General features: G+C 66.1%; 19 protein-coding genes. 15 read left to right on the top strand and 4 right to left on the bottom strand.

The window, feature by feature from the left end; translation table 11 throughout:
- Both AC5JDC_RS08875 and AC5JDC_RS08870 read left to right on the top strand, forming a co-directional pair.
- The gene (locus tag AC5JDC_RS08875) at positions 1-2,217 is read left to right on the top strand and encodes a xanthine dehydrogenase family protein molybdopterin-binding subunit (RefSeq protein ID WP_495840961.1); all 2,217 of its coding nucleotides are present in this window, start codon (positions 1-3) and stop codon (positions 2,215-2,217) included.
- A gap of 112 nt (positions 2,218-2,329) precedes the next feature.
- On the top strand, positions 2,330-2,554 hold the full coding sequence (locus AC5JDC_RS08870) for a hypothetical protein (protein WP_106774541.1): 225 nt from the start codon (positions 2,330-2,332) through the stop codon (positions 2,552-2,554).
- 28 nt (positions 2,555-2,582) lie between these two features.
- On the opposite strand, the gene AC5JDC_RS08865 is transcribed toward AC5JDC_RS08870, so the two are convergent.
- On the bottom strand, positions 2,583-3,500 hold the full coding sequence (locus AC5JDC_RS08865) for an SMP-30/gluconolactonase/LRE family protein (protein WP_106774542.1): 918 nt from the start codon (positions 3,498-3,500) through the stop codon (positions 2,583-2,585).
- A 94-nt stretch (positions 3,501-3,594) separates the two neighbouring features.
- Positions 3,595-3,747 carry a hypothetical protein gene (locus AC5JDC_RS08860; RefSeq protein ID WP_165816180.1) on the bottom strand — a complete coding sequence of 51 codons (153 nt, stop codon included), beginning with the start codon at positions 3,745-3,747 and terminating at the stop codon, positions 3,595-3,597.
- Between the two features lie 226 nt (positions 3,748-3,973).
- On the opposite strand from AC5JDC_RS08860, the gene AC5JDC_RS08855 reads away from it, so the two are divergent.
- The 11 genes from AC5JDC_RS08855 to trmB all read left to right on the top strand — a co-directional run bounded on the left by AC5JDC_RS08855 (position 3,974) and on the right by trmB (position 16,448).
- Positions 3,974-5,212: a phosphopentomutase gene (locus AC5JDC_RS08855; protein WP_495840958.1), complete on the top strand. Its 1,239-nt coding sequence runs from the start codon at positions 3,974-3,976 to the stop codon at positions 5,210-5,212.
- The gene (gene mutM, locus AC5JDC_RS08850) at positions 5,205-6,095 is read left to right on the top strand and encodes a bifunctional DNA-formamidopyrimidine glycosylase/DNA-(apurinic or apyrimidinic site) lyase (protein WP_495840956.1); all 891 of its coding nucleotides are present in this window, start codon (positions 5,205-5,207) and stop codon (positions 6,093-6,095) included. Before AC5JDC_RS08855 ends, mutM begins: the two co-directional genes overlap by 8 nt.
- 34 nt (positions 6,096-6,129) lie before the next feature.
- The gene (locus AC5JDC_RS08845) at positions 6,130-6,903 is read left to right on the top strand and encodes an enoyl-CoA hydratase (protein WP_495840954.1); all 774 of its coding nucleotides are present in this window, start codon (positions 6,130-6,132) and stop codon (positions 6,901-6,903) included.
- 149 nt (positions 6,904-7,052) lie between these two features.
- Positions 7,053-7,319: a 30S ribosomal protein S20 gene (rpsT, locus tag AC5JDC_RS08840; RefSeq protein ID WP_495840952.1), complete on the top strand. Its 267-nt coding sequence runs from the start codon at positions 7,053-7,055 to the stop codon at positions 7,317-7,319.
- Between the two features lie 901 nt (positions 7,320-8,220).
- Complete coding sequence (dnaA, locus tag AC5JDC_RS08835) at positions 8,221-9,672, top strand: chromosomal replication initiator protein DnaA (RefSeq protein WP_495840950.1); 1,452 nt, start codon at positions 8,221-8,223, stop codon at positions 9,670-9,672.
- A gap of 180 nt (positions 9,673-9,852) precedes the next feature.
- Entirely contained in the window at positions 9,853-10,971 is a 1,119-nt protein-coding gene (dnaN, locus tag AC5JDC_RS08830; protein ID WP_495840948.1) for a DNA polymerase III subunit beta, read from the top strand.
- A 23-nt stretch (positions 10,972-10,994) separates the two neighbouring features.
- A complete protein-coding gene (gene recF, locus AC5JDC_RS08825; RefSeq protein ID WP_495841068.1) occupies positions 10,995-12,140 on the top strand; it encodes a DNA replication/repair protein RecF in 1,146 nt (381 codons plus the stop codon).
- A 105-nt stretch (positions 12,141-12,245) separates the two neighbouring features.
- On the top strand, positions 12,246-13,835 hold the full coding sequence (lnt, locus tag AC5JDC_RS08820) for an apolipoprotein N-acyltransferase (RefSeq protein ID WP_495840946.1): 1,590 nt from the start codon (positions 12,246-12,248) through the stop codon (positions 13,833-13,835).
- Positions 13,836-13,909: 74 nt separating this feature from the next.
- A complete protein-coding gene (locus AC5JDC_RS08815; protein ID WP_106774551.1) occupies positions 13,910-14,329 on the top strand; it encodes a helix-turn-helix domain-containing protein in 420 nt (139 codons plus the stop codon).
- A gap of 138 nt (positions 14,330-14,467) precedes the next feature.
- Complete coding sequence (metK, locus tag AC5JDC_RS08810) at positions 14,468-15,727, top strand: methionine adenosyltransferase (protein ID WP_106774552.1); 1,260 nt, start codon at positions 14,468-14,470, stop codon at positions 15,725-15,727.
- A gap of 19 nt (positions 15,728-15,746) precedes the next feature.
- Positions 15,747-16,448, top strand: a complete 702-nt coding sequence (gene trmB / locus AC5JDC_RS08805) for a tRNA (guanine(46)-N(7))-methyltransferase TrmB (RefSeq protein WP_495840943.1) — start codon at positions 15,747-15,749, stop codon at positions 16,446-16,448.
- A gap of 92 nt (positions 16,449-16,540) precedes the next feature.
- Here trmB and AC5JDC_RS08800 read toward each other — a convergent pair whose 3' ends face one another.
- Positions 16,541-16,702, bottom strand: a complete 162-nt coding sequence (locus AC5JDC_RS08800; RefSeq protein ID WP_165816181.1) for a hypothetical protein — start codon at positions 16,700-16,702, stop codon at positions 16,541-16,543.
- Positions 16,703-17,397: 695 nt separating this feature from the next.
- Complete coding sequence (locus tag AC5JDC_RS08795; protein WP_495840941.1) at positions 17,398-18,402, bottom strand: hypothetical protein; 1,005 nt, start codon at positions 18,400-18,402, stop codon at positions 17,398-17,400.
- Positions 18,403-18,705: 303 nt separating this feature from the next.
- Here AC5JDC_RS08795 and rimP point away from each other — a divergent pair, with 303 nt between their 5' ends.
- Together rimP and nusA are read left to right on the top strand one after the other, a co-directional pair.
- Positions 18,706-19,317 carry a ribosome maturation factor RimP gene (gene rimP, locus AC5JDC_RS08790; protein ID WP_495840939.1) on the top strand — a complete coding sequence of 204 codons (612 nt, stop codon included), beginning with the start codon at positions 18,706-18,708 and terminating at the stop codon, positions 19,315-19,317.
- Between the two features lie 43 nt (positions 19,318-19,360).
- Positions 19,361-20,950, top strand: coding sequence for a transcription termination factor NusA (gene nusA, locus AC5JDC_RS08785; protein ID WP_106774556.1), 1,590 nt, complete (start codon positions 19,361-19,363; stop codon positions 20,948-20,950).
- Positions 20,951-20,967 lie beyond the last annotated feature (17 nt).

The following is a 20,967-nucleotide window of genomic DNA, read 5'->3' as shown; positions in this document are numbered from 1 at the left end:
ATGACGAAACCATTCGAACTCCGCACCACCGCCCTGTCGCGGCGCAGCTTTCTGCTCACGGTCGGCGGCGCCGGCATCGCAGTGGCATTCGGCGGCCTTCCCTCGCCTAGCCTCGGCGCCGAAACCGCGGCGGCGGCGGGCGGCTTCAAGCCCAATGTCTGGGTGACTGTCGGCGCCGACGGCATTGTCACCATCATCTGCCCCGCCTCGGAGATGGGTCAGGGCGTCATGACGTCGCTGCCCCTGCTCATCGCCGAGGACATGGACGCCGACTGGGACAAGGTCCGCATCGTCCAGGCGCCGTCCGACGCGGAGAAATACGGCAATCCCGGCTTCTACGGCATCCAGCTCACCGGCGGCAGTGAGACCATGCGCGGCTATTACCAGCCGCTGCGCCTGGTGGGCGCGCAGACGCGCAAGATCATGCTGACGATCGCCGCCTCCCGGCTGAACGTGCCGGCGGGCGAGCTCACCACCGAACCGAACAGGGTGGTGCATACGCGGTCGGGACGCTCGCTGGGCTATGGCGAGATCGCCGCGACCGGCGAGCTTCCCGATCCGCTGCCGGAGGCGACAGAGGCCGACCTGAAGCCCATCGACCGGTGCCGTTACATCGGCCGCATGGATATCGGCCGCATCGACGTGCCGGCGAAGGTCGACGGCTCGGCACGGTTCGGCATCGATGTCGAGCTGCCGGACATGCTCTACGGCACGGTGCTGCGGGCGCCTGTTCCGGGCGAGCAGCCGGAGGCCATCGACGATGCCGCGGCGCGCGCCGTCAAGGGCGTCACCAAGATCGTTCCGCTACCTCACGGCGTCGGCATCATCGGCGAGAGCTACGACGCCGCCCGGCGGGCCAGGGACCTGCTCGAGGTCACCTGGAGCAATTCCTCGCGGGTCCGGCGCTACGACAGCCGCCGCCTCGCCGAGGCCTACCGCGACGCCGGCCGCGATCTCGCCCAGCCGGGCGTCGCCGCGCACAGCGAGGGAGACGCCGTCGCCGCGATCGCCGGCGCGGCGCGTGTCATCGCCGCCGACTACGTCACCGATCATGTCCACCACGCGACCATGGAGCCGATGAACGCCACCGCGCTGGTGGCGGGCGACACGGTGGAGGTCTGGGCACCGACCCAGGGACCGACCGCGACGCAGGGTTTTGCCGCCGAGGCAGCCGGGACGACGCCGGACAAGGTCAAGGTCCACACCACGCTGCTCGGCGGCGGTTTCGGCCGCAGGGCCGAGGCCGACTTCATCATCGACGCCGTGTCGCTTGCCAGGGAGGTCGAGGGCTGGCCGGTCAAGGTGATCTGGAGCCGCGAGGACGACGTCCGGCACGGCAAATACCGGCCGCTCGCGGCGCAGCACGTCGAGGTCGGCCTCGACGCGGCCGGCAACATCGTCGGCTGGCGCCATCGCGTGGCGGCGGACTCGATCTTCGCCCGCACCATGCCGGAGATGTTCGAAGGCGACGGCGGCCTCGACACGGTCGTCACCGACGGCACGATCTTCAACTACCGCGTCCCCGCGCATCTGGTGGAGTTCATCCGCCAGGACAATGGCAGGGACGTCGGCTTCTGGCGCGCCGTCGGCTATGGCCAGAACAATTTCGGCGTCGAATGCGTCATCGACGAGGTCGCCGCCGCCAAGGGTGTCGACCCCGTGGCCTTCCGCCTGGAACTGCTCGGCGACCAGCCGCGCGCGCAAAAAGTCATCGAGGCCGTCGCGGCGATGGCGGAGTGGGAGCGCCCGCGCGACGGCCGGGCGCTCGGCCTCGCCTATACCGACGCCTTCGGCGCGCATTGCGCGCAGGTCGCCGAGGTGTCGCTCGACCGGGAGAGCGGCGAGATCCGGGTGCACAATGTCTGGTGCGTCGTCGATCCGGGGGTGGCGGTCCAGCCGCTCAACATCGAGGCGCAGGTCGCCGGCGCCATCGTGCACGGCGCCAGCCACGCCCTCTACGAGCAGATCAACATCGTCGACGGAGAAGTCCAGGAATCGAATTTCGACACCTACCGGGTGATGCGCATGTCGGAGATGCCGCAGATCCACGTCAGGGTGACGCCGACCCCCGAGAACAGGCCGGCCGGCATCGGCGAGGTCGGGCTTCCGCCGACCGGCCCCGCAATAGCCAACGCCGTGGCGCGGCTCACCGGCGGCGTGCGGCTGCGGCACTATCCGTTCCTGCCGGAGAGGGTGAAGGCGGCGCTCGGCGCCTGATCCGTCCCGGCTCCTGCCTGTCCCGCGCGGCCGGCCGTCACGACGGCGTGACGTGACTTTCGACGCGAAAGCTGAAACACCCGTCGCCTCGAATCGACAACGGAGTCGGCAGATGCGGCGGTTTCTCTTCCTGACGGCGTTTTCGGCGATGCCGGCGATCGCCGCATGCACGGCCGACAGCGGCGCCGACATCTACGGTCCGCCCTGCGCCATCCGCGCCTACGAAGCCGGCTTCTGCCCGACCCCGGGCGCCCGCGTGCCGGTGACGGCGGAGCGGGGCCCCATATCGCGCACCGCCTTCGGCGGCGCCCAGGGCGAAAGGCATCGCAGCTACTGACGCTGCCTTTCGACCTCCGGTCCGGTGCCTAGTAGGTCTTGGCGCCGTTGACCATCAGGCGGACCATGTAGAGCGAGGTGGTGCCGCAGATGTAAAGCACGTTGCGCTTCTCGCCGCCGAACACGCAATTGGCCACCCCCTCCGGCACCTTGACCTTGCCGATCAGCGTGCCGTCGGGATGGTAGCAGTGGATGCCGTCGGCGGCGCTCGTCCAGATGCGGCCCTCGGTGTCGAGCCGGAAGCCGTCGAAAAACCCGGCGGTGCAGTCGGCGAAAACGGCGCCGCCGGAGACCTTCCCGGCGTCATCGACATCGAAGACGCGCATATGCGCCGGGTTCTCGTCACCATGGCTGCGGCCGGTGTCGACGACGTAGAGCTTGCTCTCGTCGGGAGAGAAGGCGATGCCGTTCGGCCGCACCATGTCGGTGATCACCGCCTCGACCTCGCCGCTCGCCGGGTCGACCCGGTAGACATGGCAGGCTCCGATCTCGCTCTCGGCCTTGTCGCCCTCGTAGTCGGTGTCGATGCCGTAGGTCGGGTCTGTGAACCAGATCGAGCCGTCCGACTTCACCACCACGTCGTTGGGCGAGTTCAGGCGCTTACCGCGCCAGCGGTCGGCGATGGTGACGACCGAGCCGTCATGCTCGGTGCGGCTGACGCGCCGGCCGGAATGCTCGCATGTGACCAGACGGCCCTGGCGGTCGACGGTGTTGCCGTTGGAATTGCCGCAGGGGCTGCGGAACACGCTGACATGGCCGTCGGTCTCGTCGTAGCGCAGCATGCGGTTGTTGGGGATGTCGGACCAGACGAGATAGCGCCCGGCGGCGAACCAGGCCGGACCTTCCGCCCAGCGGCAGCCGGTGAACAGCTTCTCCACATGGGCGCTGCCGTTGAACAGCCGCCGGAAGCGCGGATCGAGGATTTCGTAGTAGTCGCTGGCGGCCATGGTCTCCCTCCCCTTGTCGACGTCGGCCGCACCCTAGCAACGGCGCTTTCCGGAAGCGAGCCCACCCTTGCCGATATGCACATGGGCGGCCGTGTCACGGGCACGGCCTTCGCCCTGCGGAATCGCAGAGGGTGAGCGCGGTCGACCGCGTCTCCAGCGGATCGATGTCGAACCCGACAAGCCGCGACATCAGGATGCCGAAGACCAGGGCCATCAGAAGGACGACGGCAAGACGCAGAACAGGCATGGGACACTCCCCTCGAATGAGGAACCCATTGTCGGCCGGGGCGGCTGAACGGGAGCCCGCCGCCGCGTTCAGCATCGGTTCAAGGACATTGCCGAAACGTTAATCCAGCCTGTTCGCGCCGCTCGACTGCTCCCGCAGCCCTGAGCGGGAGGTGTCGGCGAATTGCCATTCCCACGAGCCGGTCCTATGTGTTGGAACCTTTTGGCTCGCTCGGTTCCGGACGCCCATGGCACGCGCCTTCCTCTTCGTTCTCGATTCTTTCGGCGTCGGCGGCGCGGCGGACGGCGCACGCTTCGGCGACGACGGCGCCGATACGCTCGGTCATATAGCGTGCGCCGCGGCCGCCGGCGGCGCGGACCAGCAAGGCCTGCGCAGCGGACCGCTGGCGCTGCCCGTCATGGCCTCGCTCGGGCTCGGCGAGGCAGCCCGCATCGCCAGCGGCAGCAATCCGTTCGAAGGGGCGCGGCTGCGCGACGGCGCCTTCCATGGCGCGGCGGAAGAAGTCTCGATCGGCAAGGACACCATCACCGGACACTGGGAGATCGCCGGCGTGCCCGTGCCCTTCGCCTGGGGCTATTTTCCCGAGACCGTGCCGGCCTTTCCGGCGGAGCTGACCGAAGCGATCGTCCGCGAGGGCGGGGTGCCCGGCATCCTCGCCAACCGCCATGCCGCGGGCACCCAGGTCATCGAGGATTTCGGCGAGGAGCACGTCCGCACCGGCAAGCCGATCTGCTACACCTCGGCCGATTCCGTGCTGCAGATCGCCGCGCACGAGACGCATTTCGGGCTGGAGCGGCTCTACCGCTTCTGCCAGACGGTGCGGAAACTGGTCGACCCGCTGAACATCGGCCGGGTGATCGCAAGGCCGTTCTTGGGTGAGACCGCCGCCACCTTCGAGCGCACCCCCAACCGCCGCGACTATTCGGTGCCGCCGCCGGAGCCGACCGTGCTCGACCGTCTCGTGGGGCGGGGGAGCAAGGTGATCGGCATGGGCAAGATCGGCGACATCTTCGCCCATCGCGGCGTCAGCGAAATGCGCAAGGCAGCCGGCAACCTGGCGCTCTTCGACAAGACGCTCGCGGCCATGGACGAGGCGGGCGACGGCGACCTGGTCTTCGCCAACTTCGTCGATTTCGACACCGATTTCGGCCATCGCCGCGACGTGCCCGGCTATGCCGCTGCGCTGGAAGCCTTCGACCGCCGCCTGCCCGAGGCATTCGCCAGGCTGCGGGCCGGCGACCTGCTGCTGCTCACCGCCGATCATGGCTGCGATCCGACCTGGCACGGTACCGACCACACGCGCGAGCGCGTGCCGATCTTCGGCCTGCTGCCGGGCGGCAAAGGCGGATCGGTCGGACTGCGCAAGACCTATGCCGACATCGGCGAGACCGTCGCCGCCCATCTCGGCCTGGACAAAGGTCCACACGGAACCCCCTTCGCGAAGGCTATCGCCGACCATGCCTGAACTGCCCGAGGTCGAGACGGTCCGGCGCGGCCTGCAGCCGGTGATGGAAGGCGCCCGCATCGCCAGCGTGGAGCTGCGGCGCGGCGACCTGCGCTTCCCCTTCCCCGAGCGTTTCGCCGAGCGCCTGGCGGGAAAGCGGATCGCCGGGCTCGGCCGGCGGGCGAAATATCTGCTGCTCGACGTCGAGGGCGGGCCGGCGGTGGTCTGCCATCTCGGCATGTCCGGCTCGTTCCGCATCGAATGCGACAAGGACGTATCGGTACCCGGAATATTTCATCACGAACGGTCGAAAGCGGCGGCGCACGACCACGTCGTCTTCCACCTCGACCCGCCCACGGGCGGGGCGGCGCGCGTGATCTACAACGACCCGCGGCGCTTCGGCTTCATGCTGCTCGCCGAGGATGGGGCCGCCGGCCATCCGATGCTCGCCGGCCTCGGTCCGGAACCGACCGGCAACGCGCTCGACGGCGCGCTGCTGCGCGAATTGCTGCACGGCCGGATCGCGCCGCTGAAGGCCGCACTGCTCGACCAGCGCACCATTGCCGGGCTCGGCAACATCTATGTCTGCGAGGCGCTGTGGCGCGCCGGCCTGTCCCCGCTGCGCGAGGCCGGCAGCATCGCCGGGCGCGGCAAAAAGGCGGCGGTGCGCACCGACACGCTCGCCGACGCGATCCGCGCGGTCATCGCCGAGGCGATCGAGGCGGGTGGCTCGTCGCTGCGCGACCATATCCAGACGGACGGCTCGCTCGGCTATTTCCAGCATTCCTTCTCCGTCTACGACCGCGAGGGCGAGCCATGCCGGCGGCCGGGCTGCGGCGGGCACGTAGAGCGCGTCGTGCAGTCGGGCCGCTCGACCTTCTATTGCCGCTCCTGCCAGAAGTAGGCTAACCCCCGGTCCATCAGAGAGGAGAGATCGCATGGCGTATGAAACGATCCTGGTCGAGACGCGGGGCAAGGTGGGTCTGATAACCCTCAACCGCCCGAAGGCGCTCAACGCGCTCAACACCGAGGTGCTGACGGAGCTGCTCGCCGCCGCCCGCGCCTTCGAAGCGGACCCGAGGATCGGCGCGCTTGTGCTGACCGGGTCGGACAAGGCCTTCGCCGCCGGCGCCGACATCAAGGAGATGCAGTCCCAGACCTATGTCGACATGTATCTCGGCGATTTCTTCAGCGGCTGGGAGGATTTCACCCGGCTGCGCAAGCCGATCATCGCGGCGGTCGCCGGCTACGCGCTCGGCGGCGGCTGCGAGCTCGCCATGATGTGCGACTTCATCATCGCCGCCGACACGGCGAAGTTCGGCCAGCCGGAGATCACGCTGGGCGTCATCCCCGGCATGGGCGGCTCGCAGCGGCTGACCCGCTTCGTCGGCAAGTCCAAGGCCATGGACATGTGCCTGACCGGGCGGATGATGGACGCGGCCGAGGCCGAGCGTTGCGGGCTGGTGTCGCGCCTGGTGCCGGCGGGCGAGCTGATCGAGGAGGCGCTGAAGGCGGCCGACAAGATCGCCGGCTTCTCGCTGCCGGCGGTGATGATGGCCAAGGAAGCCGTCAACCGCTCCTACGAGACGACGCTCGGCGAAGGCCTGCGCTTCGAGCGCCGGCTCTTTCACTCGCTGTTCGCCTTCGAGGATCAGAAGGAAGGCATGGCCGCCTTCGCCGAAAAACGCTCGGCGAATTTCCAGAACCGGTGAGTCGGGAGGCGGGCCGGAATCGGCGTTGACGGGGCGGCAAAGCTCCTCTATAAGCCGCGCCAGATGAGGGGGTGGCCTGGAGCCGCCCGGTTATTTTGTTGTCTAGGTGATCTTGCCGGACAACCATCACGAGATACGAGAGAGGCACCATGGCCAATACGTCTTCGGCCAAGAAAGCTACGCGCAAGATCGCCCGTCGCACCGCGATCAACAAGAACCGCCGGTCGCGTGTGCGTACCTTCGTGCGCAAGGTCGAAGAGGCGCTGGCCGCCGGCGACCAGGCCGCCGCGGAGGCCGCCTTCCAGGTCGCGCAGCCCGAATTGATGCGCGCCGCCACCAAAGGCGTGCTGCATCGCAACACGGCTTCCCGGAAGGTCTCGCGCCTGGCGCAGCGCCTTAAGACCCTTTCCGCCTGACCTCCACACACGCTTCGCGAGCATGCCGACCCGGCCGCTAAAGGCCGGGTTTTCGTTTGTCATCTAACATCCCGGATCACCCGCCGACCCCTCGTCGACGGGCGGCGCGACGTGCCGGATGCCGACGCCGCGGCGCGCGCGCGGCCGCTGCTGTTTGCCCCGCACCGCACAAAAATCGGCATCCCGTTGCGGCAGGCGTCGCAATTTGGTCAAAATCCAAAATCCAAGCGTTTTCAGCCTGTTAGTATGATATTATCCACAGGCTGTCCACCACCTGCGGGGATTTTCGGAGGTTTGGGCTATCAGGAAAAAAATTAAAAACTATTTCGCCGACACGCTCCTTCCGAAGACCGCCGGACGGAAGGTGATGATTCATAAGGTCTTGGCCGCGACTTTCGTCTCGGAACGGCCGGAATTCAGCACTTTCGTCGTCGGCTAACTTTAAAAAACAGTTGGCTCGGACCTTGCGGGGCGCCCCCCCGGTTTTGTAAAGTCTCCCTATTGAGAAGACAGGCCTGCGGCCGACCAATCCTAGCAAATGCGGCGGGATGCACAACGCGGAGCGATTCCGTGTTGAGGATGCATGCGTCTTCTCGAGCGACTGACGAGTGGGGTAGCCAACGCGTTTGGGAACGGGTGCGCTTCGGCCTCTGGCCGGAGGGTGCTGGTTGTTGCCCGAGAAGCAGGATCGGTGCGGACCGGTCCGCGCTGCGGTCGGGTTTCAGCACGAGAGCGGTCCGGGGTTCTGCCGCGGATCAAAATGCGGACATTCGTGCCGGCGCGGCGGGCCCCGGCGGCGATACGAGGAAGGAAAGTCGAGGTGGACAACATGCACGGCGGCGCTGGAGGAGAGGCCAAGTCGGGTTTCCTTCTCCCGACGAATCGAGCCGAAGACAAAGGCATGCTGGCAGCGGACGGCGCCGACAATGTCTTCGAACGGGTCAAGACCCAACTCAAGGCGCGACTGGGAAGCGAGGTCTATTCGAGCTGGTTCGGACGCATGAAGCTTGCAGAAGCTTCGAAGGGGCTCGTGCGCATTTCCGTTCCCACCGCCTTCCTCCGGTCCTGGATCAACGGGCACTATCTCGATCTTGTGTCCGACATCTGGAGGCAGGAGGACGCTAGCGTCCTGAAGGTCGAGTTCATCGCGCGCACCGCCACCCGGGCTGCGCTTCCCGCGCCGGAGGCCGACGCCCCGCGCAAGGCCGCGCGGCAGATCCACTCGGCACTGTCGGCCGGCACCACGGCCATGCCGGCCGCGGCGCGCGACCAGCCGCGCCGCCCGCTTTCGGACGCGGAAACCAGGTCGAGCGTGCTCGGCTCGCCGCTCGACCCGCGCTATACTTTCGAGTCTTTTGTCGAAGGCTCGGCCAACCGGGTGGCGCTGGCCGCCGCAAAGGCGGTCGCGGAATCGGCCTCGCGCTTCAATCCGCTGTTCCTGCATGCCTCGGTGGGGCTCGGCAAGACGCACCTGCTGCAGGCCATCGCCGCCGAGGCGGTGCGCCAGAACGGCAAGTCGCGCGTCGTCTATCTGACCGCGGAATATTTCATGTGGCGCTTCGCCACTGCCATCCGTGACAACAATGCGCTGACGCTGAAGGAGCAACTGCGCGACATCGACCTTTTGATCATTGACGACATGCAGTTCCTGCAGGGCAAGTCGATCCAGAACGAGTTCTGTCACCTGATCAACATGCTGCTGGACAGCGCCAAGCAGGTCGTGGTGGCGGCGGACCGGCCGCCCGCCGAGTTGGAATCGCTGGAGCCGCGCGTGCGCTCCCGCCTCGTCGGCGGGGTGGCGCTGGAGATGGCGGCGCCCGATTTCGCGATGCGTCTCGGCATGCTGAGGCTGCGCCGGGCCGCGGCCAGGACCGAGGACGGTGCCGGGGAAATCGGCGACGAAATCCTGGAGCATGTCGCCCGCACCGTCACCGGCAGCGGCCGCGAGCTCGAAGGCGCCTTCAACCAGTTGCTGTTCCGGCAGAGCTTCGAGCCGCAGATCACCATCGACCGGATCGACGACATCCTGCGCCACATGTACCGCTCCGGCGAACCGAAGCGGCCGCGCATCGAGGACATCCAGCGCATCGTCGCCCGGCACTACAACGTGTCGAAGACCGAGCTGCTGTCCAACCGGCGCACGCGCACCATCGTCAAGCCGCGTCAGGTTGCCATGTACCTCGCCAAGGTCATGACGCCGCGCTCGCTGCCGGAGATCGGCCGGCGGTTCGGCGGCCGTGACCACACCACGGTCCTGCACGCGGTGCGCAAGATCGAGGACCTCTCGGGCAGCGACAATTCGCTCGCCCAGGAGCTCGAACTGCTGCGGCGGCTGATCAGCGACCAAGCCTGAGCGCATCCGCGGCCGCGGCCGTTTTCCACACAAGCCCACGGAACGGCCGCCAGGCCGTTCCGCGGGCTTGCCATTGCGAGTCTTTTGCTGTCAGTCTGTTCCGGAGTCCCGCCATAACAGGCGGTTCGGCGGTGACCCTCCGCCGACTGTCAGTGTCAAGCAAATCGAGCCGGTTTCGTCATGCGCGTAGTTCTGGAACGCTCAAATCTCCTCAAGTCCCTCAACCACGTCCACCGCGTGGTCGAACGCCGCAACACGATACCGATCCTGTCCAACGTCATGCTCGCCACGGAAGGCAGCAGCCTCGAGCTGAAGGCGACGGACCTCGACCTCGAGATCACCGAGGCGACGGCGGCGCAGGTCGAGCAGGCCGGCGGCACGACGGTGCCGGCCCACCTGCTCTACGAGATCGTCCGCAAGCTGCCGGACGGTGCCGAGGTGATGCTGCGCACCGACGATGACGGGAATTCCATGTCGGTGGTCGCCGGGCGCTCCAACTTCCGCCTGCAATGCCTGCCGCAGTCGGATTTCCCGCAACTGACCGCGGGATCGTTCTCGCACTTCTTCAGGATGGATTCGGCGGCGCTGAAGAGGCTGATCGACAAGACCCAGTTCGCGATCTCCACCGAGGAGACCCGCTATTACCTCAACGGCATCTACCTGCATGCCGTGGAGGTCGACGGAAAGCTGAAGCTGCGCGCGGTGGCGACCGACGGCCACCGGCTGGCGCGCGCCGAGATGGATGCGCCGACCGGCACGGAGGGCATGCCCGGCATCATCATTCCGCGCAAGACGGTAAGCGAGCTGCAGAAGCTGGTCGACACACCGGACGTGGTGGTGACGACCGAATTGTCGGATGCCAAGATCCGCTTCACCATCGGCGGCGTCGTGCTCACCTCCAAGCTGATCGACGGCACCTTCCCCGACTACCAGCGGGTGATCCCGATCGGCAACGACAAGCGGCTGATGATCGACCGGGAGAGTTTCGCCCGCGCCGTCGACCGCGTGTCCACCGTCTCCTCGGAGCGCGGCCGGGCGGTCAAGATCTCGATCGCCGACGCCCTGGTGACGCTGACCGTCAACAATCCGGATTCCGGCAGCGCCACCGAGGAGCTGGCCGCGGACTATTCGGCCGACCCCATGGAGATCGGCTTCAACGCCAAATATCTGCTCGATGTCGCAGCGCAGCTTTCCGGCGAAAACGCCCGCTTCATGCTGGCGGACGCCGGTTCGCCGACGCTGATCCACGACACGACGGATGACGATACGCTCTACGTGCTGATGCCGATGCGGGTGTGAGCCGGACCGACCTGTCGCCTCCCATGTCCGACCATCCGGCGCCGGTCCACCTGACCAGGCTGCGCCTGACCGATTTCCGCAATTACGAGACGCTCGACCTGCCGTTCGAGCCGCGATCGGTGGTGTTTTCCGGCGACAACGGCGCCGGCAAGACCAATCTGCTCGAGGCGATCTCGATGCTGGCGCCCGGGCGGGGCCTGCGCCGCGCCACCTACGAGGAAATGGCGCGCGAGGGCAGCGAGGGCGGCTTCGCCGTCCATGCGGCGCTCGACGGCCCTTTCGACACCGTCGAGATCGGTACCGGAACCGTCGGCGCGGCCGGGTCCGACGGCGGGCGGCGCATCCGCATCAACGGGGCGCCGGCGAAATCCGCCGAAACCCTGCTCGAATGGGTGCGGGTGGTCTGGCTGACGCCGGCGATGGACGCGCTGTTCACCGGGCCGGCGGCGGACCGCCGGCGCTTCTTCGACCGCATGGTGCTGACGGTCGATCCGGGCCACGGCCAGCGCGCGCTCGCCTTCGAGAAGGCCATGCGCGGCCGCAACCGGCTGCTGGCCGAAGGCGGCCGCGACCAGGGCTGGCTGACGGCGATCGAGGCGCAGATGGCGGAAGCCGGCGTGGCGATGGCGGCGGCGCGGCTGGAGCTGCTCGGCCTGCTCGAGGCGATGATCGGACGCATGCCCGGCTCCGGACCGTTTCCGCAGGCCGATATCGGGCTTTCGGGAACACTCGAGGATGAGATCGCCAAGCGCTCCGCGACCGACGTCGAGGAAAGCTACCGCGAAAGCCTGGCGGTGGCGCGTATGCGCGATCAGGCGGCGGGCCGAACGCTCAAAGGCCCGCATCGCTCCGACCTGCTGGTACGGCACCGGCAGAACGCCATGGCCGCCGAATATTGCTCCACCGGCGAGCAGAAGGCGCTGCTCGTCGGCATCGTGCTGTCGCATGCGCGGCTCGCCGCGGACATGGCGGGCCAGGTGCCGCTGGTGCTGCTCGACGAGATCGCCGCGCATCTCGATCTGCGCCGTCGCGCCGCGCTGTTTTCGATCCTCGATGACATAGGCTGCCAGACCTTCATGACCGGAACCGAGTCCGCCCTGTTCTCGGCCCTTGACGGCAAGGCGCAATTCCTGAGCGTCGAGAAGGGCAGGGTAAGCGAGCGCGGATAGCACGATGCCCTCAGGCCAGGAAAGCCGGCGGCACGTTTGGGCGTTCGCTAATATCGGTCGGGCTGCTAAACCGGGGTCGGGGTGATTCGCGACGGGGAACTGCGTATGGAGCGCCTGTCGGGGCGTTTTATTCTGCTCTGGGGCTGGCGCCGTGCGCTGGCGGCGTTCCTTGCCGGCGCGTTCGCGGTGCTGGCGCAGGCTCCCTACGATTTTTTCGCCGCCGGTTTCGTTTCCTTCCCGGTGCTGGTCTGGTTGCTGGACGGTGCGTCGCCGCCTGTCGGGGCCACCTTCCTGCGCCGCCTGCGCCCGGCCTTCGCAATCGGCTGGTGGTTCGGCTTCGGCTATTTCCTCGCCGGCCTGTGGTGGATCGGCAGCGCCCTGCTGGTGGAGGCCGAAAGCTTCGCCTGGGCCCTGCCCTTCGCGGTGCTCGGCGTACCGCTGCTGCTGGCCTTCTTCTACGGCTTCGCGACGGCGCTGGCGCGGCTGCTGTGGAGCGAGGGCATCGGCCGCATCGCCGCGCTCGCCTTCGGCTTCGGGCTCGCCGAATGGCTGAGGACGTTCCTGTTCACCGGCTTTCCGTGGAACGCGATCGGCTACGCCGCCATGCCGGTGCCCGTGCTGATGCAAAGCGTCACCGTGGTCGGCCTTGTCGGCATGAACGCGCTCGCCGTCTTCGTCTTCGCCATGCCCGCCCTGCTTTCCGGCGCGCGCCACCGCAGGATAGGGCTGGCGCTCGCCCTGTCGTTATGCGTGCTGCATGCCGGCTTCGGCATTTACCGCCTGTCCACGGTCGATCGGCCCGACCAGCAAAAGCTTGCGGTCCGGGTCGTCCAGCCCTCGGTGGACATGACCGTGAAATGGAACCCGGAAGAGCAGGACAAGGCTTTCTCCGACCTGCTGCGCCTGAGCGCCGAGCCTGCCGCCGCCGGGCGCGACAGGCCCGTGCTGATCGTCTGGCCGGAGACCTCGGTGCCGTTCCTGTTCACCGACAGACCCGACGCGCTGGCTGCCATCGGCGACACGCTGGCGGACGGACAGATGCTGCTTGCGGGAGCCGTGCGCACCGAAAGCGACGGGACGCGCCGGATGGCGATCGACTACAATTCCGTCCTGGCGATCGATTCCTCCGGAGAGATCGTCGACGCCGTGGACAAGGTGCATCTTGTTCCCTTCGGCGAATACCTTCCCTTTGCAGACTTCTTTGAGCGCATCGGCCTCAAGCAAATCGTCGCCGGCCCCATGAATTTCGCACCCGGAACCTTGCGAAAGGCCATCGACATTCCCGGCGGGTTGGCTGCCGTGCCGTTCATTTGCTATGAAATCATCTTTCCGCAACTGGTAGCAGTTGACGTTACGTCAGCGAATATTATTGTGAACGTCACGAATGACGCATGGTTCGGAGACACGCCTGGGCCCTATCAGCATTTCAGGCAGGCGCAACTCCGCACCGTCGAAACGGGACTGCCACTCGTGCGCGCAGCAAATACAGGCATTTCCGGCGCCGTCGACCAATACGGCCGAGTGATCGACGCCCTTGCGATCAATGCTCGTGGATACTTTGATATAGACCTTTCCATAGCCGCGCAGGCCGTTCGGCCGGCGCTTCCGGCCGCTACCATCGGCCTCGCCATTGTTGCCCTATTCGGCCTGCTTGCGGCAGGCACCTCCGCCAGCCGCCGCTGGCTGCCGAACTGATCCGCAGGCAGACGGACCAACTGCAGACTCGACACCGTATAAAAACCTTAAGTCGCTAACCAGCGAGGGGAAAAATGAACGGGAGAGACAGCAAGAAAAAGCCGAATCCAACGGATATTCACGTCGGAAGCCGTATCCGGCTCCGCCGGAACATGCTTGGAATGAGCCAGGAAAAGCTCGGCGAGACGCTGGGAATAACATTCCAGCAGATCCAGAAATACGAAAAGGGCACCAACCGCGTCGGCGCCAGCCGCCTGCAGGCGATCTCGGAGGTCCTCGGCGTGCCGGTGTCCTTCCTGTTCGAGGACGCGCCAGGCCAGGACGGGACGGTGCGCGGGCTGGCGGAAGACGCTTCGGCCACCCTCGCCCTGGATTTCGCCACCAGCACCGAAGGCCTCCAGTTGAACAGGGCCTTCGTGAAGATCAGCGACGCCAAGATCCGCCGCAAGATCATTGACTTGGTCAAGGCTCTGGCCGCCGGCGAAAGCGAGTGATCGAAGGCTCGCGGAGCGGCCCGGGCGGCGCCGGCAAGGCAGGTAGTTTGTCGCGCGGGCTTGACGCGCCACCGGTTGCTTCGCTATCCGTCGCCCGCTGAAGCATCCTCCCGATGCAGCTTTCAAGAGGGGACACCCGTGGCGCGCCAGAACTATCTCTTTACATCGGAATCTGTTTCCGAAGGACATCCCGACAAAGTTTGCGACCGTATTTCCGACGAAATCGTCGATCTGGTCTATCGTGAAGCCAAGAAGGCCGGCATGAGCCCCTGGGACGTGCGCGTGGCCTGCGAGACGCTGGCGACGACGAACCGGGTGGTGATCGCCGGCGAAGTGCGCGTCCCCGAGACGCTGCTGAAGAAGGACAAGGACGGCAAGGTGGCGAAGGACGCCGCCGGCAATCCGCTGGTCAATCCGTCGAAGTTCAAGGCGGCCGCCCGCCGCGCCATCCGCGACATCGGCTACGAGCAGGACGGCTTCCACTGGAAGCATGCCAAGATCGACGTGCTGCTGCACGGCCAGTCGGCCGACATCGCGCAGGGTGTCGACAAGGCCCAGGATTCCAACGCCGAAGGCGCTGGCGACCAGGGCATCATGTTCGGCTATGCCTGCCGCGAGACCCCGGAACTGATGCCGGCACCGATCTATTACAGCCACAAGATCCTCGAGAACCTGTCGACGGCCCGCCGCGCCAATTCCAGCGACGCCGGCAGGCTCGGCCCGGACGCCAAGAGCCAGGTGACGGTCCGCTACGTCGACGGCAAGCCGGCCGACGTCACCCAGATCGTGCTGTCCACCCAGCATCTCGACGCCAACTGGGATTCGGCCAAGGTGCGCAAGGTGGTCGAGCCCTACATCCGCGAAGCGCTGGGTGATCTGAAGATCGCCGAGGACTGCAAGTGGTACGTCAACCCGACCGGCAAGTTCGTCATCGGCGGCCCCGACGGCGATGCCGGCCTCACCGGCCGCAAGATCATCGTCGATACCTATGGCGGCGCGGCCCCGCATGGCGGCGGCGCGTTCTCCGGCAAGGACACCACCAAGGTCGACCGTTCGGCGGCCTATGCGGCCCGCTACCTCGCCAAGAACGTGGTGGCCGCAGGGCTGGCCGACCGCTGCACGATCCAGCTCTCCTACGCCATCGGCGTTGCCCAGCCGCTGTCGGTCTATGTCGACCTGCACGGCACCGGCAAGATCGAGGAAGGCAAGCTGGAGGCGGCGCTGCGCGAGGTCATGGACCTGTCGCCCAGCGGCATCCGCAAGCATCTCGACCTCAACAAGCCGATCTACGCCAAGACCACGGCCTACGGCCATTTCGGCCGCAAGCCCGGCCGTGACGGCTCGTTCTCGTGGGAGAGGACGGACCTGGTGAAGGCGCTCAAGCAGGCTGTCGCCTGACATCCTTGCAGACGTCCTCATGACCGCAACCGGACCGCGCAGCCGCTCGACGGAAGGTTTTTTCGGGCGGCGGCGCGGCAGGCCGGTGCGGTCGCATCAGGCCACCGCGCTCACCGACGGGCTGGAACGGTATCGGCTGGATCTTTCGGTCCCTGCTCCGGCCGATCCGCGTGACCTGTTTGTCGAGCCGGTGTCGTCGGTGCGGCTGGAGATCGGCTTCGGCGGCGGCGAGCACCTGCTGCACGCGCTCGAAGCCGAACCCGGCGTCGGTTTCATCGGTATCGAGCCGTTCGTCAACGGCATGGCCAAGCTGATGATGCGGGTCGAAGAGACGCGGCCCGCCAACCTGCGCGTCCATGACGACGACGCCATCCAGGTGCTGGATTGGCTGCAGCCCGGAGGGCTGGAGCGGATCGACCTCTTCTATCCCGATCCCTGGCCGAAGAAGAAACACTGGAAGCGGCGCTTCGTCAGTCCGCAGAATCTCGATCGATTTGCCCGCGCGCTCCGAGGCGGAGGCATTTTTCGCTTCGCGTCCGACATCGACACCTATGTCGACTGGACGCTGCTTGCCTGCCGGGCGCACCCCGCGTTCGAATGGCTCGCGGAGGAAGCAGCCGACTGGCATCGGCCTTTCGACAACTGGCCGGGCACGCGCTACGAGGCCAAGGCGATCCGCGAAGGCCGGCGACCGGCCTATCTCGCCTTCCGGCGGCGCTGATCAGGCAAGCGGCCACCGGCGCTCTGGCTGCTGCCGACAGTCGCGTTACCCCGCGCCCGCTACAAAGGCTGCGCGCTGCCACCATGTGCTTGTCAGAAGTGCTTGATCTCGCGGAACCGCTCGGGATCGATTCCGAGCGCGCGCAGGTCGCGGGCGTTGGGCTGGCGGCCATGGTTCACGGCGGAAGCGGCGGCGATGGCGCTGCCGAAGATGCCAATCAACTCGCCGAAAGTGCTACGGCTACGGGTCGACATTGTCCTGTCCTCTGGCATTGTGCAACGCAACATAGATAGGAGGATGCCGGCCGCGGCGCCAGCGAATGGCGCGCAGGGGAGCCATGCGGCGCGCGCATTGCGTGAGAGCCGGGACAGCTGAAGCAATTCTAGCAAAAGTGTGGGCGTGGCTAGTGGGTCAGTTGAAATCCAACTTGGGCCCCGGCACCTACGGTGCCATAGTGAGGGCATGAGGGTTTCGCTCGCCATTCGAATTACGTTGTCATACGTTTTTGGCGTGGTTGGAAGTTTGCTGGCCGTGTCGAGCCCTTCGCCGCAACTTCTTTGGTCGGAGACGTTCTCGTTGTTCGCCGTTTATGTCGCGGCTGGCTTCATAGTGTCTTGGCCGCTGTATCTGGCGGCAGTTGTTGCAGCTTTCGCCTTTCCAATCGCCCTCACTGCAAGGCCGGGAGTGTGGACTTTAGCGGCAGTTTTTGTCGCAGCTAGCTTTTCTTTCCTTACTCTCCCATATATAACGGGCACTTCAGATCATTTGCTACACTCGGGGCGCTGGCCGCTGTCCTCGCCGGGATTTGTTTCTACTGCATCAGTTTGACGAAACCGGTGGGTCAGAGTTCAAATTGACCCACTGCCGTTTTGCGTCCGGAGTTGAAAAAAACCAGGAAAGTTAGAGTAGCTCCGGTGAATCGAAGAAAATACTCAAACCGCCGCGAAAACTATGGGATGACATCCTTGATCCGCCGCAGCGGGGCAATGAGCGTTTCGTCGAGCGCGTCCTTGGCCCAGTTGGCGAAATCCTGCGCGTCCTTCACCCGCTTCCCGATCGCGTCCGCCAGGGCTGCGGGCTCCGACTCCGTCTCGCCCTTGCCCTTGTCCACCCGAAGCCTCGCCTTGGCCTTGTAGGTGTCGCTCGCGTTCACCGCGGCGACCACGGCGTCATAGGCGGCCAGCCAGTCCTTGTCGCCCGGCCCGACCTTGCGGTCGACGACGAACTTCGCCGCCTTGAACGCCGCGTCGTAGATGGCGCCCCCCGCCTCCTGTCTGCCGAGCAGCACGTGCTCGACCATCGCCCCGGCGATGAAGGCGTCCGCTTCGAAATGCGTTACCATCCCTCTGGCGTCGCGGAAATCCTGGATGAGATGCGTCACCTCATGGACGATCGTCATGGCCCGGTCGGTTTGCGAGAGGCCGGCATAGACGACGAGAATGTTGTAGCCCGAATGATATTCGCCTTGCGCTTGCGTCAGCATCGAAAGGCCGCCGACGCGGGCCTCGGCGCAGGTGACCTTGCCTGCCTCGACCAGCTTGCGCACCGACAGGTAGTCGATCGGCATGTAGGAGACGCCCGTCTTCGGGCTCTTGAACGCAATCTTCAGGATCGCCGGTCCCGAAAGCGCCTCGAAGACGGGCGCCAGCGCCGCCTCGCCGACCAGAGGCTCCAGTTCGATACCTCCGAACTCCTCGGCCAGTCGTACGTAATAGGTGAGGCGGGCGCGGATGGGATCCACGTCCTTCAGGTCTCTCTTGGTGCCTTTGACGACCTCGGCGATCGCGTTGGCCTGTTTTTCCGTTATCTTCTTCCGGCCCCTCATCATCGGCGCGATGATCGCGTCGATGTCCCAGGCGCGCAGCTTGTAGTCGGCCTTTTCCTTCGTCCTTGCCTTCCAGCGGTCCGCAATGCCCCGGTCGAACGCAGCTATCCTGTCGTAAAGCTCACCCATTCGAGAAACATCCTTCTCTCGCGCCGATGCCAGCAAGCAACACTACAACGAAAATGAGGCGTTTTCTTTTTCCGTTATGGAAAATACTTTTGTAAACCCCGGCATATTCACTGCTCGACATCGGGACGGCCGAGCCGGCCGAACTGCATTCCTTCGCAACACTGCGCAGGGCTTCATTCGCCGCACGGCACTTGAAAAGCCGCGGCCGCTAGGCTATCTGGGGTACAAATTCTTGGTCGGTATGGCGAAGAGTGGGTCCACCCGGTCCCGCTCTTTTTTGTTACCCGACCCGGTGGAGCACAAATGACGGCCGAAAACGGCGTACAGGACGACCGCATCATCCGCGAGAGCGGGACCGAGGCACGGATCGCGACGATCATCGCGCCGGTGCTGCGCGCCATGCAGTATCGGCTCGTGCGGGTCCGCCTGACGGGGCAGAACGGGCTGACGCTGCAGATCATGGCGGAGCGCGAAGACGGCACCATGACGGTCGAGGACTGCGAAGAGGTGAGCCGGGCGGTATCGCCAGCCCTCGATGTCGACGATCCGATCGACAAGGCGTATCATCTGGAAGTGTCGTCGCCGGGCATCGACCGGCCGCTGGTGCGCAAGTCGGATTTCGCGACCTGGAAGGGCCATCTCGTCAAGGTCGACACGTCGGTCCTCGTCGCCGACCGCAAGCGTTTCCGCGGCAGGATCGAGGAGACGGACGAGGACGGCATCGTTATCGCCCGCGACCAGCCGGCCTATGGCGACGAGCCGACCGCGCGGATACCGTTCGAGACGATCGCCGAGGCGCGGCTGATCCTGACCGACGATCTCGTCCGCGACGCGCTGAGCAAGGACAACAGGGCCCGCAAGGAGGCGCGCAAGCGCCAGAGCGAGGCCGACCAGGACAACGAAACAGAAGAGTGAATGGACGGCCGGCGGATCCGGCACGGTTCAGGGAGACGACAAAATGGTAGTCAGTGCGAACAGGCTCGAGCTGCTGCAGATCGCCGACGCTGTCGCGCGCGAGAAGTCGATCGACAAGTCGATCGTCATCGCCGCCATGGCCGACGCGATCCAGAAGGCGGCGCGCTCGCGTTACGGCCAGGAGACCAACATCCGCGCCGACATCAACGCGAACACCGGCGAGATGAAGCTGCAGCGACTGATGGAAGTGGTCGAGACGGTCGAGGATTATGCGACGCAGATCGCGCTGTCGTCGGCGCGCGAGCGCAATCCCGACGCCGAGATCGGCGACTTCATCGCCGAGCAGCTGCCGCCGATGGATTTCGGCCGCATCGCCGCCCAGTCGGCCAAGCAGGTGATCGTGCAGAAGGTGCGCGAGGCCGAGCGCGACCGCCAGTACGACGAATACAAGGACCGCATCGGCGAGATCGTCAACGGCACGGTCAAGCGCGTCGAATACGGCAACGTCATCGTCGACCTCGGCCGCGGCGAGGCGATCATCCGCCGCGACGAGCTGATCCCGCGCGAGAACTACAAATATGGCGACCGCGTCCGCGCCTATGTCTACGACGTGCGCCGCGAGCAGCGCGGCCCGCAAATCTTCCTGTCGCGCACCCATCCGCAGTTCATGGCGAAGCTGTTCACCATGGAAGTGCCGGAGATCTATGACGGCATTATCGAGATCAAGTCGGTCGCCCGCGACCCGGGCAGCCGCGCTAAGATCGCGGTGATCTCGCGTGATTCCTCGATCGACCCGGTCGGCGCCTGCGTCGGCATGCGCGGTTCGCGCGTGCAGGCGGTGGTGGCCGAGTTGCAGGGCGAGAAGATCGACATCATCCCGTGGTCGCCGTCGGCCGCCTCCTTCATCGTCAACGCGCTGCAGCCGGCGGAAGTCGCCAAGGTGGTGCTCGACGAGGATGCCGAGCGCATCGAGGTGGTGGTGCCCGACGACCAGCTGTCGCTGGCGATCGGCAGGCGCGGCCAGAACGTGCGGCTCGCCTCGCAGCTCACCGGCTGGGACATCGACATCCTCACCGAGCAGGAAGAGAGCGAGCGGCGCCAGAAGGAGTTCGTCGAGCGCTCGAACCTGTTCATGGAAGCGCTCAACGTCGACGAGATGGTCGGCCAGGTGCTGGCCTCGGAAGGCTTCACCAGCGTCGAGGAGGTCGCCTATGTCGATGCCGACGAGATTTCCTCGATCGACGGCTTCGACGAGGACACCGCCAGCGAGATCCAGGCTCGCGCCCGCGACTATCTTGCGAAGATCGAGGCCGAGCACGACGAGAAGCGCAAAACACTCGGCGTCGAGGACGAGCTGCGCGAGATCCCTGGCATGACCACCGCCATGATGGTGACGCTGGGCGAGGACGGCGTGAAGACGATCGAGGACTTCGCCGGCTACGCCGTCGACGATCTGGTCGGCTGGAAGGAACGCAAGGACGGCGAAACCAAGACCTATCCAGGCGTGCTCGCGGCGCATGAGGTGTCGCGCGCCGACGCCGAGAACATGGTGCTGGCGGCCCGGCTCAAGGCCGGCTGGATCACCGAGGACGAGGCCGCCGTCGAAGAAGACGCCGTGGCGGCGGACGCGTGAGGTGACCCATCGCCAGG

Source organism: Kumtagia sp., assembly GCF_059502445.1.
The sequence above is the reverse complement of the archived record's forward strand: the minus strand, read 5'-3'. Positions and strand labels throughout refer to the sequence as shown.

What these genes read in the sequence shown, in the direction of transcription:
- AC5JDC_RS08875 (WP_495840961.1), top strand. Translation starts at nt 1, where the DNA reads ATGACGAAACCATTCGAACTCCGCACCACCGCCCTGTCGCGGCGCAGC.
- AC5JDC_RS08870 (WP_106774541.1), top strand. Translation starts at nt 2,330, where the DNA reads ATGCGGCGGTTTCTCTTCCTGACGGCGTTTTCGGCGATGCCGGCGATC.
- AC5JDC_RS08865 (WP_106774542.1), bottom strand. Translation starts at nt 3,500, where the DNA reads ATGGCCGCCAGCGACTACTACGAAATCCTCGATCCGCGCTTCCGGCGG.
- AC5JDC_RS08860 (WP_165816180.1), bottom strand. Translation starts at nt 3,747, where the DNA reads ATGCCTGTTCTGCGTCTTGCCGTCGTCCTTCTGATGGCCCTGGTCTTC.
- AC5JDC_RS08855 (WP_495840958.1), top strand. Translation starts at nt 3,974, where the DNA reads ATGGCACGCGCCTTCCTCTTCGTTCTCGATTCTTTCGGCGTCGGCGGC.
- mutM (WP_495840956.1), top strand. Translation starts at nt 5,205, where the DNA reads ATGCCTGAACTGCCCGAGGTCGAGACGGTCCGGCGCGGCCTGCAGCCG.
- AC5JDC_RS08845 (WP_495840954.1), top strand. Translation starts at nt 6,130, where the DNA reads ATGGCGTATGAAACGATCCTGGTCGAGACGCGGGGCAAGGTGGGTCTG.
- rpsT (WP_495840952.1), top strand. Translation starts at nt 7,053, where the DNA reads ATGGCCAATACGTCTTCGGCCAAGAAAGCTACGCGCAAGATCGCCCGT.
- dnaA (WP_495840950.1), top strand. Translation starts at nt 8,221, where the DNA reads ATGCTGGCAGCGGACGGCGCCGACAATGTCTTCGAACGGGTCAAGACC.
- dnaN (WP_495840948.1), top strand. Translation starts at nt 9,853, where the DNA reads ATGCGCGTAGTTCTGGAACGCTCAAATCTCCTCAAGTCCCTCAACCAC.
- recF (WP_495841068.1), top strand. Translation starts at nt 10,995, where the DNA reads ATGTCCGACCATCCGGCGCCGGTCCACCTGACCAGGCTGCGCCTGACC.
- lnt (WP_495840946.1), top strand. Translation starts at nt 12,246, where the DNA reads ATGGAGCGCCTGTCGGGGCGTTTTATTCTGCTCTGGGGCTGGCGCCGT.
- AC5JDC_RS08815 (WP_106774551.1), top strand. Translation starts at nt 13,910, where the DNA reads ATGAACGGGAGAGACAGCAAGAAAAAGCCGAATCCAACGGATATTCAC.
- trmB (WP_495840943.1), top strand. Translation starts at nt 15,747, where the DNA reads ATGACCGCAACCGGACCGCGCAGCCGCTCGACGGAAGGTTTTTTCGGG.
- AC5JDC_RS08800 (WP_165816181.1), bottom strand. Translation starts at nt 16,702, where the DNA reads ATGTCGACCCGTAGCCGTAGCACTTTCGGCGAGTTGATTGGCATCTTC.
- AC5JDC_RS08795 (WP_495840941.1), bottom strand. Translation starts at nt 18,402, where the DNA reads ATGGGTGAGCTTTACGACAGGATAGCTGCGTTCGACCGGGGCATTGCG.
- rimP (WP_495840939.1), top strand. Translation starts at nt 18,706, where the DNA reads ATGACGGCCGAAAACGGCGTACAGGACGACCGCATCATCCGCGAGAGC.
- nusA (WP_106774556.1), top strand. Translation starts at nt 19,361, where the DNA reads ATGGTAGTCAGTGCGAACAGGCTCGAGCTGCTGCAGATCGCCGACGCT.